Below are 15491 nucleotides of genomic sequence, written 5' to 3'. Positions count from 1 at the left end.
AGCTTCACTTCCGGCGGGCCGTCCGCTATCGGCTCACTTGCCGTAGAACGCGTTGTAGATCGAGATCGTCGACTTGTTGCCCTTCTTGTCGGCGATCTTGGCGTGGAACGAGAGACCCTCGCCCTTCGCCGGGTTCTTGTAGGTGACCGTGCCGTTCCTGACCGTCAGCTGGGTCCATGTCGTGCCGTAGTCGTACGACACCCACACCGCCAGCGACTGGAGGTTGCGGCCCGCGGCCGAGCCCTCGACGGTGACGGGGATCGTGACCTTCTTGCCGGCCTCGACGCGGCTGTCCAGACCGGTGCTCGCGCCGAAGTGGACCGACGAGGTGGGCAGCCTGGCCTCGTCCACCTTCTTCGACGTGAAGGTCCAGCTCGCGTCGATGCGGGTGGAGGCGGCGGCGACCTTCACGCTGCGGATGACCGAGGTCGTCAGCTTGTACGAGGCCTCGCCCGAGGGGACCTTGAAGGGCTTGAGGCCGAACAGCGGGTCGTCGTTCGAGCCGACCTTGCTGCCGTTGCGGTACAGCGTCGTCTTCACCGACATGAAGGCGGAGGATCCGGCGTGCGTCTGGCTGTCCGCGAACAGCGGCAGATAGCCGTAGATCTCGTTGCCCACGCGGAAGATGCCGAACTCGGAGCTGATGTGCGGCCCGAACACGGCCGTGTTGAAGGTCTTGGTGTAACTCTTGCCCGCCTTGAAGGTCCCCGGGTTGCCCAGCGTGTAGTACGCCTCGGGGACCGGGAGGCCCTGCGCGTCCTTCTTGCCCGAGTACTGCGAGAGGTCGAGCCCCCACCGGGCCTGCTCCCCGGTCGACACGTACAGCGTGCGCGTGCTGCGCAGCTTCTGCTCGATCGGGCTGTTGAAGCCCATGTCGTCCGGCAATTCGGCGTAGGCGCCGACCCCTCCGGTCTTACCGCTCGACGGGGAGCCGAGGTTCACCTTCAGCGTGGCCAGTTCGCCCGCCTTGTAGTGGCGGACGTGCGCGCCTTCGAGCTTCTTGACGTGGGCGCCGGTGAACACGTCGTACTCCGCCGCGTCACCCTTGCTCCACTGTCCGAACCAGCTCTGCCAGAGCCCGGAGGACACCGCGGGGCCGACGTGTGCCACCCGCAGGTCCTGGAAGGACGGCACGAGGAGGCTGTTGCCGGTACCCGTCGAATCGTCCGTGTACGTGATCGTCGCCGACACCGGCTTGGCCGTGGCGTCCGGCACCGTGATGTCGGCTGCCTTGGCCTTGGTCAGGTCGAGGGTGACTGTGGTGTTCCTGGTGACGCTCAGCTTGGGCTGGACCAGCCAGTCGGCGCCGCCCTCGATGGAGGCCGGGTCCTTCACCGAGATGGAGTCGAGCAGATAGGTGCCCTTGGGGACCCGCATGGTCACGGTGGTCGCGGGGCTCTGGGAGAGGTACTCCCGGCCGTCGCCCGTGTTCGAGATGTCCGCCAGGGTGGTGAGGTGGACAGGTGTCTGCCCGTCACGGTTGACGTACTTGAGGGTGACGTCGTACGACTCCGCCTCGCGCTCCACGGCCGCGGCCGTCCGCACGGTCTGTCCGCCGCCCGTCGCCGTCACATACGCCGAGTACGCGCCGTTCAGGCTGCCGCCCAGCTTGCTGTCGGCAGTGACGTCGACCGACGCCGTGCCGCCCGCCGGGACGGTGACCTTCTTCGCGCCGAGCGAGAAGAAGCCGGCCGGCGCCGCCTGGCCCTTGGGGTTGGTGGCCGTCAGTGCGAGCGACAGGGTGACCGCGGTCTTGCCGCGATTGCGGTACGTCAGCTTCTTGGTGACCGGCTTGTCGTCGGTGTGCGGCCACTGCGCGATGCCGAAGCTCACCGACGACGGGTCGGCGAGAACGGTCTGCTTGATCGCCCGGTCCACGGCGATCCGGCCCGCGCCCTGCTGGAACGGGGTGTACTTGCCGCCCTTCGCGGAGCCCGTCAGAGCGGACTTCAGCTCGGCGAAGGTCCAGTCGGGGTGCTCCTGCTTGAGGATGGCGGCGGCGCCCGCGACATGCGGGGTCGCCATCGACGTACCCGAGATGGTCAGGTAGCCGGCCGGCTTCTCGCCGACCTCGTTGTCGATGAGGCTGCCCGGGGCCGCGGCGGCGGTGATGTCCACGCCGGGCGCGGTGACGTCGGGCTTGATGGCACCGTCGAGGCCGGGGCCGCGGCTGGAGAACGACGCCAGCTTGTCGTTGTCGTCGACGGCCCCGACGGTGAGCGCGTCGGCCGCGCTGCCCGGGGAGCCGATGGTCCGGTCGCCCGCCTCGCCTTCGTTGCCCGCGGCGATGGCGAAGAGGATGCCCTTCTGCTCGGAGAGCTTGTTCACCTCCGCCTCGAGCGGGTCGATCTCGGGCGTGTCGGTGCCGCCCAGGCTGAGGTTGACGATGTCGGCGCCCTGCTGGGCGGCCCACTCCATGCCCGCGAGGATGCCGGAGTCGTCGCCGTACCCGTCGTCGTCCAGGACCTTGCCGCTGAGGATCTTCGCCCCCGGCGCGACGCCCTTGTACTTGCCGTGCGACTTCGCGCCGGTGCCTGCCGCGATGGACGCCACGTGCGTACCGTGCCCGACCTTGTCGTCGGCGGTGGCGGCGGTGGAGAAGTTCTTGGCCTCGATCACCTGGCCCTTGAGGTCCGGGTGGCTCGCGTCGACGCCGGTGTCCAGGACGGCGATCTTGACACCCTTGCCGTCGTACCCCGCGGCCCAGGCCGTGGGGGCACCGATCTGCGGCACCGACTTGTCGAGGCTGGCCTTGCGGACGCCGTCGAGCCAGACGTGCGCGATGCCGGAGGCGGGGGCGTCGCCGTTGGTGACCGCCTTCCACAGCTCGTTCGCGTCCCGCTGGGGCGTCTGCACCGCGTCCGCGTTCAGGGACTTGAGGCTCTGGCGGATCGTGCCCGCCTCGCGGACGTCGGTCTTCGCGGCGCTCGCCGTGCCCTCGTAGCCGACGATGACCTTCAGGCCGTTCTTCTGGTCCTTGCGGATGCGCGCCGAGTTGAGTTCGGTGACGTCGAACAGCCGCCGGTCGAGCTTCCCGGAGGCGATCATGGCGGCCGCGTCGACCGGCACCACATAGGTGTGGCCATGGGCCTTGCGGACCTGCACCGGAACGTTTTCGCGGCCCTTGGCGCGCTCCAGGCCGACGACACGGCCCTTGGTGTCGACGACGACGCGGTCACCGGTGATCAGCGTGATGCGGTGCTTGGCAGTGAGACCGGCGCCGGCCGGGGCCGACGCGGTCTCGGGTTTCGCCGATGCCGGGCTGGTCATGCCCGCCGCCAACGCAACGGCGGCCGCCATGGCAACGGTCGCCGCGCATGCTCTTTTCACTTGTCTGCGCAAGATCCCCCCTGGAGGCGAAGTACCGGGTGAATCCCCATACACCCGGCCGGGGGCAGTCCCGAACACATGCACGTCAACCCCCCGGGCCAGTCAGTATGCCGGGGGGTGATCAACGACCTCAATAGAGGTGTGGATAACGAGTTGAGGCGCCCCGTCAGCTCCCGGCTTCGCCGAGGAGATCTACGACGCGGCGTTCTCCTTGACGGTGATCTTCCCCTTGCGGATGGTCGCGAGCCGCGGGGCCTTCTTCGCGATCGACGAGTCGTGGGTGACCATGATGAAGGTCAGCCCGTGCTCCTTCCACATGCGTTCGAGTACGTCCATGATCTCGTCGCGCATCGACTCGTCGAGGTTTCCGGTGGGTTCGTCGGCGAGCAGTACCTTCGGCTGCTTCACCAGCGCGCGGGCGATCGCGACACGCTGCTGCTGACCGCCCGACATCTCGCCCGGCAGATGCCCGAGCCGCTCACCGAGGCCGACGGACCTCAGCGCCTCGGCGGCCCGTTCCCGCCGCTCCTTCACCTTCACGCCGAGCGGGACGAGGGCGGTCTCGACGTTCTCCTGCGCGGTGAGCGTCGGGATCAGGTTGAAGGACTGGAAGACGAAGCCGATGTTCTCGCTGCGCACCTTGGTGAGCCTGGCCTCGGAGAGCCTGGCGAGGTCGGTGCCGTCGAGTTCGACCTGGCCGGAGGTCGGCTTGTCCAGTCCGCCGAGCATCTGCAGCAGCGTGGACTTGCCGCCGCCGGTGGGGCCCTGGATGACCAGCCGGTCACCGTCGCCGATGGTGAGGTCGACGCCGTCGAGGGCGTTGATGGTCTCCTTGCCCCGCGTGTAGCGCTTGGTGACGCCTCTGAGTTCGTACATGGGTGCAACTCCTGGGATGCGTAAGGGGGGTGGGGCCTGCCGTCACGACAGGCCCCGGGGTTGCGCGAGAGGGCCGGACCGCGCGAGAGGGCCGGACCGCGCGAGAGGTTCCAGGCCGCTGCTACTCGACGCGGCGCAGGGCGTCTGCCGGGCGCAGCCGGGAGGCGCGCCAGCCGCCGAAGGCACCGGCGATCAGACCGCCGGCCACGGCGAGGGCGACCGCGAGGGCGATGGTGGTGAGGCTGACCGGCGCGGTGAGCGCAACCTCCAGGGTCTTCGCGGCACCTCGGCCGGGGCCACCGAAGCCACCGCCCCCGCCACCGCCACCGCCACCGAAGCCACCGCCCCCGCCGCCGAAGCCTCCGCCTCCACCGCCTCCGAGTTGCGCCTGAAGCGTCGGGCTGATCGCGGTGATGGCGTACGCGCCCGCCAGGCCGAGCGCGATGCCGAGGGCACCTCCGACCAGTCCGTTGACGACGGCCTCACCGACCACCTGGCGGGTCACCCGGCCCGACTTCCAGCCCAGCGCCTTGAGCGTGCCGAATTCACGGACCCGGCGGGAGACGGCGGAGGACGTGAGGAGGCCGGCGACGAGGAACGCGGCCACGAGCACCACGATGGACAGCCACTTGCCCACGTTGGTGGCGAGGCTCGAGGCGGTGGACAGCGAACCGGAGACGGTCTTGGCGAGGTCAGCGGAGGTGGTGACCGTGGTCCCCGAGATGTTCTTCTGGATGGCCGTCTTGACGCTGTCGATCTGCTGCGAGTCGGTCGTCTTGACGTAGATCGTGGTGACCTTGTCCTTCGAGTCGGCGAGCGTCTGTGCCTGCTGCAGCGGGATGTAGAGGTTGGCCGCCGAGTCACCGCTGTCGGCCGTGGCGATGCCGATGACCGTGAACTTGACGCTCTTGATGGTGACGGTGCTGCCGGCCTTGAGCTGCTTCTCCTTGGCGTACGCCGAGTCCGCGACGACGACCTTGGCGTCGGTCTCCGAGGTCTTGAAGGTACGGCCGCTGGTGATCTTCGAGGAGGTCAGCGGGCCGAGGGCGGGCTTGGTGACGTCGGTGCCGTAGACGGAGTAGTTGTTGACGTCGAAGTTGGCGCCGCCGCCCTCGACGCGGCCCTGGGGCTGTCCGGTGGGGGCACCGCCCCGGCCACCGCCCTGCCCGCCGTTGTTCTGGTCCTGCCGGAACTGGCCCTGTGTGAACTGGCCGCTGATCTTGATGACCCGGAGGCTGAGCCCGCCCACGGCGTCCGAGACGCCGCTCTGCGAGCCGACCTTGGTGACCGTGCTGCTTGCCAGGGTCTGGAAGCCCTGGACCATGACGCGGTCGCTGCTCTGCGTCTCGTTGGAGTCGTTGCTGCGGGCGCCGAAGTTGAAGCGCGGCCCACCGGAGCCGTCCGCCGTGGGGGTGGCCGCCTTGGTGACGGTCATGTCGGTGCCGAGGCCGTACAGCGACTGCAGAACCTTGTCCTGCGCCTTCCCCATCCCGGAGGACACGGAGTTGACCACGATGACCAGAGCGATGCCCAGCGCAAGCCCGGAGGCGACGACGAGGGCCGCCTTTCTCCGGCGGCGCAGTTCGCGCCTCAGGTAGGTGAAGAACATGGCCGCAAGCTAGGGACACACCCTGATGAACCCATAAGCCGGACATAAAAGAACGATGAGAAGCCTGTGCCGGGCCTCGGTCCCGCCGTGAGAAGGCCCCTGAGAAGGCCCCTGAGACTGTGCGGACCTGTGAGAACACCGAGGCGCCCGCCTCCCCCTGAGGGGGCGGCGGGCGCCTCGGTGAAGTGGTGGGGACTCGCGGGGCCTTCGGCGTCAGACCGCCGAACCCGCCTTCCACTGGGCCCAGTCCATGTTCCAGCCGTTGAGGCCGTTGTCCGGGGCGACCGTCTTGTCGCCGGTGTTGGAGACGACCACGACGTCACCGACGATCGAGTGGCTGTAGAACCATGCGGCCGGCATGCTCGGGTCGCCCGCGCCCTTCTGGTCCTGCAGGCCGACGCAGCCGTGGCTGGTGTTGACGCTGCCGAAGACGGAGGGCGAGCCCCAGTAGTTGCCGTGGATGAAGGTGCCGGACGTGGTCAGGCGCATGGCGTGCGGCACGTCCTTGATGTCGTACTCGCCCTTGCCGTCGGAGTCCTTGAAACCGACCGTCGCGCCGTTCATCCGGGTCTGGGTGAACTTCTCCGAGATCACCATCTGGCCCTGGTACGTGGTGTGCTCGGGCGCGCCGGCGGAGATCGGGATGGTCTTGACGACCTTGCCGTCCTGGGTGACCTTCATCTCCTTGGTCTTCGCGTCGACGTACGAGACCTGGTTGCGGCCGATCTTGAAGGTGACCGTCTTCTGCTGCACGCCGTACACGCCGCTCGTGCCCTCGACGCCGTCGAGGTTGAGCTTCAGCGTGACGGTGGAGCCTTCCTTCCAGTACTGCTCGGGACGGAAGTCGAGCCGGTTGGCGCCGAACCAGTGCCCGACGACCTCCTGGCCGCTGCTGGAGGTGACGGTGATCCCCTTCTGGACGGCGGCCTTGTTGGTGATGGCCTTGTCGAAGTTGATCGAGACGGGCATGCCGACGCCGACGGTGGAGCCGTCCTCCGGCGTGAAGCTGCCTATGAAGGAGTGGGCCGGGGCGACCGTCGTGAACGAGGCGTTCTCGTGGGCTTCGCGACCGGCGGAGTCCTTGGCGGTCGCGGCGACCTTGTAGGTCGTGGCCCGCTCCAGCTGGTTGGTGGGCGCCCAGCTCTTCTTGTCGGCGGATATCTGCCCGGCGACAGGGGTTCCGGACGCGGTGGTCATGGTGACGCTGCTGAGCGTGCCCTTGGCGACCGTGACCTTGGCGGCGTTGTGGATGGAGGCGTTGTCGGAACCGTCGGCCGGCGTGATCTTGATCTGTGCCTCGGAGGTCTTCTTGGCGGCCGCCTCGTCGACCTTGGCCTGCGAGGTGGAGTCACCACCGCCGCTGCCACCGGCCTTGCTGCCTCCGCTGCACGCAGAGAGCACCAGCACACCGCCGAGCAGAGCGGACGCGGCCATCAGGCCCTTGCGCCGCTTGCTGTCCGTTATTACACGCACACGCTTCTCCATCGTTGCCGAATCATCCCCAAAACCCCGTGAGCCCCCGTAAGAACAAACAACGCTACGGTCGGCTCGCCCGGTTCCACACCCAATGGATGTGTGGGGCACACCACGTCGGTCCGACGGGTGCCCAGGAGGCCTGCGCGTCCCGCGGGACGCCAGGGAACGCCTCTTGAGACGACGGAACCCCGGGCGCCGGTTGCCGCCCGGGGTCACGATTTTCCCAAGGCACGTCAGCCGAGTACGACCTCCTCGTCGTCCTCGCCATCATCGGCCTCATCATCCTGGTCGAGGGCCCATTCCGGCGAATCGGGGTCGTAGTCGATCAGCTCGCTGCTCCAGGAGGCCTGGGCGAGTTCGACGCCCGGCACCTCGTTGACCAGGTCGGACGGGTCGACGAGATATGCGAGGGCCTCGGCAGTGTCTTCCGTCACCGCGCTCGCGGTGTAGGCCCGCTCGGCGTCGGGCATGTCCGGGTCGTCCTCGATGTGGCGCAGCGCGCCCTTGGTGACTGCGTCGGTGTCGACGACCTCGACGACCAGCTCCACACGAAGCCGGACAAACCGTGATGTCTCAGGAGTACTCATGGCGGGCAGCGTACGGCCCGAGGGGTGCGCGACTTTCCCACGACCCGCGCCTTTCACTAGCATCGCCCCACACGGCCAATTCGCAAGCGCCACAGGGGGATCGGAATTTCGTGTCCGCCGCACGTCGATCGTCGTCCACCGCACGCCGGACGCTGCTGACCGCCACCGCCGCGGGGACCCTGCTCGGGGCCCTGTGGTTCGTCCCGTCCGCCAACGCGACACAGGAGGCACCCGAGCAGCACACGTCGACGTCCACACAGGCGTCCACGGACGGAAGCGCCACCACGGACTCCGCGGGGACGGGCACCCAACTGGCCGACACGGGAAGCGTGGACACGACGCCCTACGTAGTGGGCGGCACCCTCTTCCTCTGCCTGGGCGCAGGATTCGTGACGTACTCGGTGCGCAGAGAACGCATGGATTCTTGAATCGCTCGACGTTTCCTTGAGGGGCCCCGTCCCACGACAGGGCCCCGAACGTCGTACCCGACCGCCTTACTGCAGCGCCCCGGTGACCGTCTCCACCGCCGCGACCAGCTGCCCGTCGCGCACGAAGGCGTCCGCGGCGGCCAGGTCGGGCGCCAGGAAGCGGTCCGGGCCCGGTCCCTCTGCGCCCGCCTTGCGCAGGGACGTGATCGCCGCCTGGCTCGCGGGGGCCGGGGTCAGGCCCTCGCGCAGTTCGATCGCGCGGGTCGCCGCGTACAGCTCGACCGCCAGCACCCGGGTCAGGTTGTCCACCGCCGTGCGCAGCTTGCGGGCGGCCGACCAGCCCATCGAGACATGGTCCTCCTGCATCGCGGAGGACGGGATCGAGTCGGCGGAGGCCGGGACGGCCAGCCGCTTCATCTCGCTCACCAGCGCCGCCTGCGTGTACTGAGCGATCATCAGACCCGAGTCGACGCCCGCGTCGTCCGCCAGGAACGGCGGCAGACCGTGCGAGCGGTTCTTGTCGAGCAGACGGTCGGTGCGGCGCTCCGCGATGGACGCCAGGTCCGCCGCCGCGATCGCCAGGAAGTCCAGGACGTACGCCACCGGCGCACCGTGGAAGTTGCCGTTGGACTCGACACGGCCGTCGGGCAGGACCACCGGGTTGTCGACGGCCGAGGCCAGCTCGCGCTCGGCGACCAGACGGGCGTGCGCCAGCGTGTCCCGTCCGGCGCCCGCGACCTGCGGGGCGCACCGCACCGAGTAGGCGTCCTGGACGCGCGGGGCGTCGTCCTGGTGATGGCCCGTCAGGCCCGACCCCTTCAGCACGGCCAGCATGTTGGCGGCCGATGCACCCTGTCCGGGGTGCGGGCGGATGGCGTGCAGCTCCGGCGCGAGGACCTTGTCCGTGCCCAGCAGCGCCTCCAGCGAGAGAGCCGCCGTGATGTCGGCCGACTTGTACAGCTTCTCCAGGTCCGCGAGGGCCATGATCAGCATGCCGAGCATGCCGTCGGTGCCGTTGAGGAGCGCGAGGCCCTCCTTCTCGCGCAGCTCGACGGGGTCGATGCCGTGCTCGGCGAGGAGTTCGCCGGCGGGTCGTACGACACCGTCGGGACCCTCGGCCTCGCCTTCGCCCATGAGCGTCAGCGCACAGTGGGACAGCGGCGCGAGGTCGCCGGAGCAGCCGAGCGAGCCGTACTCGTGCACGACCGGGGTGATGCCGGCGTTGAGGATGTCGGCCATGGTCTGCGCCACCTCGGGGCGGACGCCGGTGTGCCCCGAGCAGACGGTCTTCAACCGCAGGAACATCAGGGCGCGGACGACCTCCCGCTCGACCCGCGGGCCCATTCCGGCCGCGTGCGAACGGACGATGTTGCGCTGCAGCTGGGTGCGAAGCTCCTGGCTGATGTGCCGGGTCGCCAGCGCGCCGAACCCGGTGCTGACCCCGTAGACGGGATCCGGCTTCGCCGCCAGCGCGTCCACGATGCCGCGGGCCGCCGCGAGGGCCGTCAGGGCCTCCTCGGAGAGCTCGATCCGGGCGTCTGCGCGCGCCACGGCGAGAACGTCGGACGCGGTCACCCCGGACGTCCCCACCACCACAGTGTGCATATCCATATTCAGGAGCGTACGCAGTGAATTCGATGATGTCACTAGTGGGGTGCCGGGTTGCCCCTTACCCGGGTGAGCAAAATCAGCCCGTCCGGGGATTGAGGACGAGGCCGTACAGGCGGAAAGCGCGGGTCCGGGGGCGCAGCCCCCGGCACGGCAGGGCAGCCAAGCCGTGCTCAGAGCCTTCGGCCACGGAACCGACGGCGCTCCCCCGCGGCAGGCGGGGGCGCGTCGGCCAGACGCAGGACCGGGTCGTCGGGCCCCTCCCGCCCCGCGACCACCGGCTTCGCCGCCCGCAGGGCCTTGGCGCGGTACTGGGCCGCGTCCGCGAGCCGGAACAGACGGCGGGCCGAGCGCACCGGACCGATCGGGTCCTGGGTCGAGGCGACCCCGCAGGCGACACCGTCGCCGAGCTCCAACTCGGCCGCGCGGCGGCAGACTTCGTCGGCGATCCGGACGACCTCGTCGGACGGCGGGCCGACGGCGAGGAGACAGAACTCGTCGCCACCGAGCCGGGCGACGAGGGCGCCCGGCAGCATGGCACCGCACAGCGAGAGGACCGACCCGAAGCGTTCCAGCAGCCGGTCGCCCATGGCGTGCCCCTGTGTGTCGTTGACCCGTTTGAGCCCGTTGAGGTCGCAGACGACGAGCGAGACCGCGACCCCGTCGCCGCGGTGCCGTTCGACGGCCTCGTCGAGGCGTACGTCGACGGCGCGGCGGTTGGCGAGGCCGGTGAGGGCGTCGGTGAAGGCGAGCCGGCGGGCCTCCTCCAGACGTTCGGTCTGGGCGATACCGGCGGCGACGACCGAGGCGAGGACGGTGGCGAAGTCGGCGTCGGCCGCGCCGAAGAGGGGGGCGCCGGCCCGGCGGGCGACGTACAGCTCCCCCCAGGCACGGCCGTGCAGCACCACGGGGGCGACCACGCAGCAGCCGCGCCCGCGCCGGCGCAGGGCGGCAACACGCTGATGGCAGTACCCGGCCTCCCCCGTGGCCGACCCGTCCGCGGTCTCCACCCATGCGCTGGGCCCGCCGCCGCCCGCCCAGCGTTCGTGCAGGAACTCCGTGATCTCCGGGAACTGATGCACCGGATACGCCTCGTGCTCCGGGAACTCCTCCTCGTCGGGCGCACGGTCCCCCACATTGACGAGGACCCGCAGCCGACCGCGCTCGCGCTCCCACACCGAGAGCGCGGCGAAGTTCCCGGCGAGCGCCCGGCAGGCGCCGAGCGCGGCGGCCCGCCAGGACTCCCGGGGGTTGTGCGCCGCTGCCATGCCCTGGGCCAGCGCCACCACGGCCCTCAGCCGACTGTCCTCACCCATCACTCCAGGCTAGGGACGATCAGGACAATATGAGACATTGGTGCGGCGATCAGGGGTGTGGGCCGCAGAGGAGCGCGGAACACCGCGGAATGCCGGGCCGCGCGCGGCCACGCGCGACGGCGAACCGGGGCACGGACACACCGCGGTCACTCGCCCGGCCACTGCGGGCTGCGCTTCTCGTTGAAGGCCGCCACTCCCTCCGCACGGTCCCCCGAGAACGCCACCGACCGCCACGCCGCGTCCTCGACCTCGAGACCGGCCCGCAGATCGAGCCCGTGCCCCAGCCGCAGGGCGCGCTTCGCTGCGCGCAGGCCCACCGGGGAGTTCGCGGCGATACGGGCCGCGAGGGCGAGCGCCTCCTCCCGGTCCCGGCCCTCCGGTACGAGCTCGTCGACCAGACCCAACTCCCGCGCCTCGGCCGCCTCCAGGCGCCGCGCCGTGAAGATCAGCTCGGCCGCGCGCGCCGCACCCACCCGGCGGGGCAGCAGCTGCGTACCGCCGCCTCCGGGGATCACCCCGACGGACACCTCCGGCAGCCCGACCACCGCCGTGCGGTCCGCCACGATCAGGTCGCAGGACAGGGCCAGCTCGAAGCCGCCGCCCAGCGCGAATCCGTGCACGGCGGCGATCGTCGGCATCGGCAGCTCCAGGACGCCGGTGTACGCGGCGCGCGCGACCGGCCGCTGGCGCACGAGGTCGGCGTCCGTGAAGGAGTTCCGCTCCTTCAGGTCCGCGCCCACGCAGAAAGCCCGCTCGTGCGTCGACGTCAGCACCGTCACCCGCGCGTCCCGGTCGGCGGCGAGGTGCTCGCACGCCGCGGCGATCGAGCGCGCCATCTCCGTGGACACCGCGTTCATCGCCTTGGGCCGGTCGAGCGCCAGCTCCGCGACGTACCCGTGCCGCCGTACGACCACGAACTCGCCGAACCGCCGCTCGTCCCGCTCGTCCCCCTGCTCCGCCATGACACCCTCCCGGTTAACGCGGGTTAACTACCGACGCCCCGATCATCGCAGCCGAAGCGGCCCTGCGAAAGCAGCCGCGAGTCTTCCGCGAGTGCGGGCCACTTAAGGCCGCCCGTCCCCGTTCGGGTGACATTCGGTCCGTCTCCGCAGCACCCACCCCCAATCGGCACATAACCTGCGCACCGCCGGAGCGCATCGGGGGAGCGCGGGCACATCGGGGAGGGATGGGTATGACGAGCGAAACGACCACCACCGAGATCACGACAACGGTGCACGGCGCCTCCCGCCCCCTCCGGTTGCGGCCGGTCGGCCGGCACCGCAAGCCCCGTCGTCGGCGTATGGTCCTCGCCGTCGGCGGGTTCGCGCTCGCCGCCGGGGCGCTGAGCCTCGTGCACATCGCGCCCGAGTCGGTGACGGGGGGAGGCGGGACCGCGGAGGCCGAGCCCCGGATCGACCCCACCGACACGGCGGCCACGGTCGCAACGGTGCCGTCCACGCATGCCGCGTACCGCTCCACGACCGCCATCGCAAAGGAGGCGAGTGGAATCCTGGCCGCGACGGCCACCGCGAGCCCGCCCGCGCCTCCGTCCGCGCCGTCGTCCGCGTCGGCCCCGCGCGTCACCGACCCCGCAACCGGCATCCCGGAAGCGCCGTCGACGCCGACGGCCTCCCGCACACCCGCTCCCCCGGCGGCCGCGGCGCCCACCGCACCGCGGCCCACGACGTCCCCGACCGAGCCCGCGCACACGCCGACCCCGGCACCGAACCCACCGGGTCTGTGCGTACCGCTCGTCGGACTGTGCGTCAACGGGCTGTAGGGGCGCGGCGGTTGAGGGGGACTGAGCTTCCCCCGGCCGGGTTGAACCCGCCCGGGAGTGCAGCCCCCAGATACGGGAGCCGCGGCCCACGGACTACGACGACGCCCCGTCCCGCCGCGCCAGCAGCCACGGTTCGATCACACCGAGGCCGCGCACCGGGCGCTGCCACATCGGCTGGAGCGCGAAGCGGTACGTGGGCGGCTCCTCGCCCTCCTTCTCCGCGGCGGCCGCGGCCTCGGCGGCCTCCGTCTCGGAGGCGGGCGCGTCGCCCGAGCGGATCAACTCCTCCGCGAAGGCGCCGTCGACCAGGACCGCGTCCCGGGGAGCTATCGAGGTGAGCCGGCTCGCCAGGTTCACCGTCGTGCCGAAGACATCGCCCATCCGGGTGGTCACCGTGCCGAAGGCGATACCCACGCGCAGTTCCGGCATGGTCTCGTCGTGCGCCATCGTCTCGATGAGGCGGAGCGCGATCTCCGCGGCCGTACCGGCGTCGTCCGCCGCGTACAGCACCTCGTCGCCGAGCGTCTTGATGAGCCGGCCGCCGTGCGCGGCCACCAGGTCGGCCGCGGTCGTCTCGAACGCCTCGACGAGTTCGCCGAGTTCCTCCTCCTCCATGCGGCGCGTCAGCCGCGTGAAGCCCACGAGGTCCGCGAAGCCGACGGCGAGTCGGCGGTCGACCATCTCCTCGTCGTCCCCCGCCTGGACGACCCGGCCGGTCGCCGCGGCGAGCTGGCGCCGCCAGACATAGACGATGAACTCCTCCAGCTCGGGCAGGAGCAGCTCGACCAGGGGGTAGGTCACCTCGGTGCGGGTCATACCGGGCTCGGGGGGCTCGGTGAGACCCTCCAGGAAGGAGTCGATCTGCCACTCGGCCAGCCGGGCGGTGGTCTGCCCGGTCGAACGGGCCACCTGCACCGCCATCGCCTCGCTCAGCAGGCCGGCCTCGACCAGACCGGCGAGTCGGCGCAGGGCCAGGACGTCTGCCTCCGTGAGCGCCTTGGCCTGCCCGATGTCCGCGAAGCCCATCGCCCGCCAGAATCGGGACGCCAGTTCCATGGAGACGCCCGCGCTACGGGCCGCCTGGAAGGGGGTGTAGCGGCGCTCCGCCCCCAGGATCAGCTGCTCCAGGCGGAGCGCGAGGGGGTTCTCCTCGGGCTCTTGGTGTGCGTCCCGCCCCGGCTCACCGTCGGGGGCGGGATGTACGCCCGTGCCCGAGCCCGTGTCGTCGACGGTCACGCGTGCTGCCCTTCCGATCTGCCGCGGTCAGGTATCGACCGCGGTCAACTCTACGGCAGGTGTGCGGTAGCTCACTCCTGCAGGAGCCGTCGACGGCAGGTCAATCGGAGCTCCCGGCTCCGGGTGAGCAGGGGGGAATCCCCATGACGGGCCGATTTCGGCTATGCCGGTCGCAGATGCACGATGTCGCCCGCGCCCACCGGCTCCTGCACCCCGTCCTCCGTCGCCAGTACCAGCCGGCCGTCGCCGTCGACCGCCACCGCCTCCCCTGTGATGGACCGGTCTCCGGGCAGTTCGGCGCGTACGAGGCGGCCCAGGGTCGCACTGCCCGCCGCGTACGTCTCCTGGAGGCCGCTCGCCGCCGGGTCGCCGCCCGCGGTGCGCCACCGGCCGTACCACTCCTCCAACGAGCGCAGGACCGCCCGCAGGAGCGTGTCGCGGTCCGTGGTGCGGGCGCCCGCGAGGGCCAGGGAGCCCGCCGTGGGCACCGGCAGCTCGTCCTCACGGAGGGTGACGTTGATGCCGATCCCGATCACGACCGTGTCCTGTCCGGCCGGGCCCGCACGCTCGGCGAGGATCCCGCCGGCCTTGCGCTCCTCGCCGCCCACGGTGACCAGGAGGTCGTTGGGCCACTTGAGTGCCGTGTCGACGCCCGCGGCCCGTGCGAGCCCGGTCGCGACGGCGACCCCGGCGAGCAGCGGCAGCCACCCCCAGCGGGCCACGGGCACCTCGGCCGGCTCCAGCAGGACCGAGAAGAACAGGCCCGAGCGGGGCGGGGCCGTCCAGGTGCGGTCGAGGCGCCCGCGTCCGGCGTTCTGCTCCTCGGCGACCAGGACGGCGCCCTCGGCGGCCTGCCCGGCCGCCGCGCGGGCGACCAGGTCGGTGTTGGTGGACCCGGTGCGCTGCACCAGGTCGATCCCGGTCCACAGCCCGCCCTCCCGCACCAGCGCCCGCCGCAGCGCTGCGGCGTTCAGGGGTGGGCGGTCGAGGTCGGACCAGCGGTCCGACCTCGGCTCACGACCCCCGTTGGGCGGGTTACCTTGTTCATCCGGCGGCATCTTCATGCAAGCCACCCTAGGTTTGACATCCTCCATCCCGCAGCCGGGATGGATTCCAGCCCGCGAGGGCTGAGGTTCACGGGCGCTCGACCACTCTCGTGGTGTCACCCCTCCGGCGTGTCCCGCCGCGACGCCGCGATCGTAGGCGCGGCTGCAGCCTCCGCGCTGCTACTTCTGGAGATCTCAC

General features: G+C 70.8%; 12 protein-coding genes. 2 read left to right on the top strand and 10 right to left on the bottom strand.

The window, feature by feature from the left end:
• Window positions 1-33: 33 nt before the first annotated feature.
• The 5 genes from ABT186_RS06455 to ABT186_RS06435 all read right to left on the bottom strand — a co-directional run bounded on the left by ABT186_RS06455 (window position 34) and on the right by ABT186_RS06435 (window position 7878).
• Complete coding sequence (locus ABT186_RS06455; RefSeq protein ID WP_351923856.1) at window positions 34-3300, bottom strand: S8 family peptidase; 3267 nt, start codon at window positions 3298-3300, stop codon at window positions 34-36.
• Between the two features lie 222 nt (window positions 3301-3522).
• A complete protein-coding gene (locus tag ABT186_RS06450) occupies window positions 3523-4206 on the bottom strand; it encodes an ABC transporter ATP-binding protein (RefSeq protein ID WP_351234498.1) in 684 nt (227 codons plus the stop codon).
• A gap of 121 nt (window positions 4207-4327) precedes the next feature.
• Entirely contained in the window at window positions 4328-5815 is a 1488-nt protein-coding gene (locus ABT186_RS06445) for an ABC transporter permease (protein WP_351923854.1), read from the bottom strand.
• 213 nt (window positions 5816-6028) lie between these two features.
• Window positions 6029-7300 carry a L,D-transpeptidase gene (locus ABT186_RS06440; protein ID WP_351234502.1) on the bottom strand — a complete coding sequence of 424 codons (1272 nt, stop codon included), beginning with the start codon at window positions 7298-7300 and terminating at the stop codon, window positions 6029-6031.
• A 224-nt stretch (window positions 7301-7524) separates the two neighbouring features.
• Window positions 7525-7878 (bottom strand): hypothetical protein, encoded by a 354-nt coding sequence (locus ABT186_RS06435; protein WP_351234504.1) that lies wholly within the window; start codon window positions 7876-7878, stop codon window positions 7525-7527.
• A 110-nt stretch (window positions 7879-7988) separates the two neighbouring features.
• Between ABT186_RS06435 and ABT186_RS06430 the strand changes: the two genes are divergently transcribed.
• Window positions 7989-8306, top strand: a complete 318-nt coding sequence (locus ABT186_RS06430) for a hypothetical protein (protein WP_351234506.1) — start codon at window positions 7989-7991, stop codon at window positions 8304-8306.
• Window positions 8307-8372: 66 nt separating this feature from the next.
• Here ABT186_RS06430 and hutH read toward each other — a convergent pair whose 3' ends face one another.
• The 3 genes from hutH to ABT186_RS06415 all read right to left on the bottom strand — a co-directional run bounded on the left by hutH (window position 8373) and on the right by ABT186_RS06415 (window position 12192).
• Window positions 8373-9911 carry a histidine ammonia-lyase gene (gene hutH / locus ABT186_RS06425; RefSeq protein ID WP_351234520.1) on the bottom strand — a complete coding sequence of 513 codons (1539 nt, stop codon included), beginning with the start codon at window positions 9909-9911 and terminating at the stop codon, window positions 8373-8375.
• 176 nt (window positions 9912-10087) lie between these two features.
• Window positions 10088-11230 (bottom strand): GGDEF domain-containing protein, encoded by a 1143-nt coding sequence (locus ABT186_RS06420; protein ID WP_351234508.1) that lies wholly within the window; start codon window positions 11228-11230, stop codon window positions 10088-10090.
• 146 nt (window positions 11231-11376) lie between these two features.
• Window positions 11377-12192, bottom strand: a complete 816-nt coding sequence (locus tag ABT186_RS06415) for an enoyl-CoA hydratase/isomerase family protein (protein WP_351234510.1) — start codon at window positions 12190-12192, stop codon at window positions 11377-11379.
• A gap of 230 nt (window positions 12193-12422) precedes the next feature.
• Here ABT186_RS06415 and ABT186_RS06410 point away from each other — a divergent pair, with 230 nt between their 5' ends.
• Window positions 12423-13010: a hypothetical protein gene (locus ABT186_RS06410; RefSeq protein WP_351923852.1), complete on the top strand. Its 588-nt coding sequence runs from the start codon at window positions 12423-12425 to the stop codon at window positions 13008-13010.
• A gap of 93 nt (window positions 13011-13103) precedes the next feature.
• Here ABT186_RS06410 and ABT186_RS06405 read toward each other — a convergent pair whose 3' ends face one another.
• Both ABT186_RS06405 and ABT186_RS06400 read right to left on the bottom strand, forming a co-directional pair.
• Window positions 13104-14246: an adenylate/guanylate cyclase domain-containing protein gene (locus ABT186_RS06405; RefSeq protein ID WP_351234514.1), complete on the bottom strand. Its 1143-nt coding sequence runs from the start codon at window positions 14244-14246 to the stop codon at window positions 13104-13106.
• Between the two features lie 161 nt (window positions 14247-14407).
• On the bottom strand, window positions 14408-15304 hold the full coding sequence (locus ABT186_RS06400) for a biotin--[acetyl-CoA-carboxylase] ligase (protein ID WP_351923950.1): 897 nt from the start codon (window positions 15302-15304) through the stop codon (window positions 14408-14410).
• Between the last annotated feature and the right edge of the window lie 187 nt (window positions 15305-15491).

This window comes from Streptomyces sp. NPDC001634, from assembly GCF_040298185.1.
GTDB lineage: Bacteria > Actinomycetota > Actinomycetes > Streptomycetales > Streptomycetaceae > Streptomyces.
The sequence above is the reverse complement of the archived record's forward strand: the minus strand, read 5'-3'. Positions and strand labels throughout refer to the sequence as shown.

Coding starts and splice junctions, on each gene's coding strand:
- ABT186_RS06440 (WP_351234502.1), bottom strand. CDS start 7,300: ATGGAGAAGCGTGTGCGTGTAATAACGGACAGCAAGCGGCGCAAGGGC.
- ABT186_RS06420 (WP_351234508.1), bottom strand. CDS start 11,230: ATGGGTGAGGACAGTCGGCTGAGGGCCGTGGTGGCGCTGGCCCAGGGC.
- ABT186_RS06415 (WP_351234510.1), bottom strand. CDS start 12,192: ATGGCGGAGCAGGGGGACGAGCGGGACGAGCGGCGGTTCGGCGAGTTC.
- ABT186_RS06400 (WP_351923950.1), bottom strand. CDS start 15,304: ATGCCGCCGGATGAACAAGGTAACCCGCCCAACGGGGGTCGTGAGCCG.
- ABT186_RS06450 (WP_351234498.1), bottom strand. CDS start 4,206: ATGTACGAACTCAGAGGCGTCACCAAGCGCTACACGCGGGGCAAGGAG.
- ABT186_RS06410 (WP_351923852.1), top strand. CDS start 12,423: ATGACGAGCGAAACGACCACCACCGAGATCACGACAACGGTGCACGGC.
- ABT186_RS06435 (WP_351234504.1), bottom strand. CDS start 7,878: ATGAGTACTCCTGAGACATCACGGTTTGTCCGGCTTCGTGTGGAGCTG.
- ABT186_RS06445 (WP_351923854.1), bottom strand. CDS start 5,815: ATGTTCTTCACCTACCTGAGGCGCGAACTGCGCCGCCGGAGAAAGGCG.
- ABT186_RS06455 (WP_351923856.1), bottom strand. CDS start 3,300: ATGGCGGCCGCCGTTGCGTTGGCGGCGGGCATGACCAGCCCGGCATCG.
- hutH (WP_351234520.1), bottom strand. CDS start 9,911: ATGCACACTGTGGTGGTGGGGACGTCCGGGGTGACCGCGTCCGACGTT.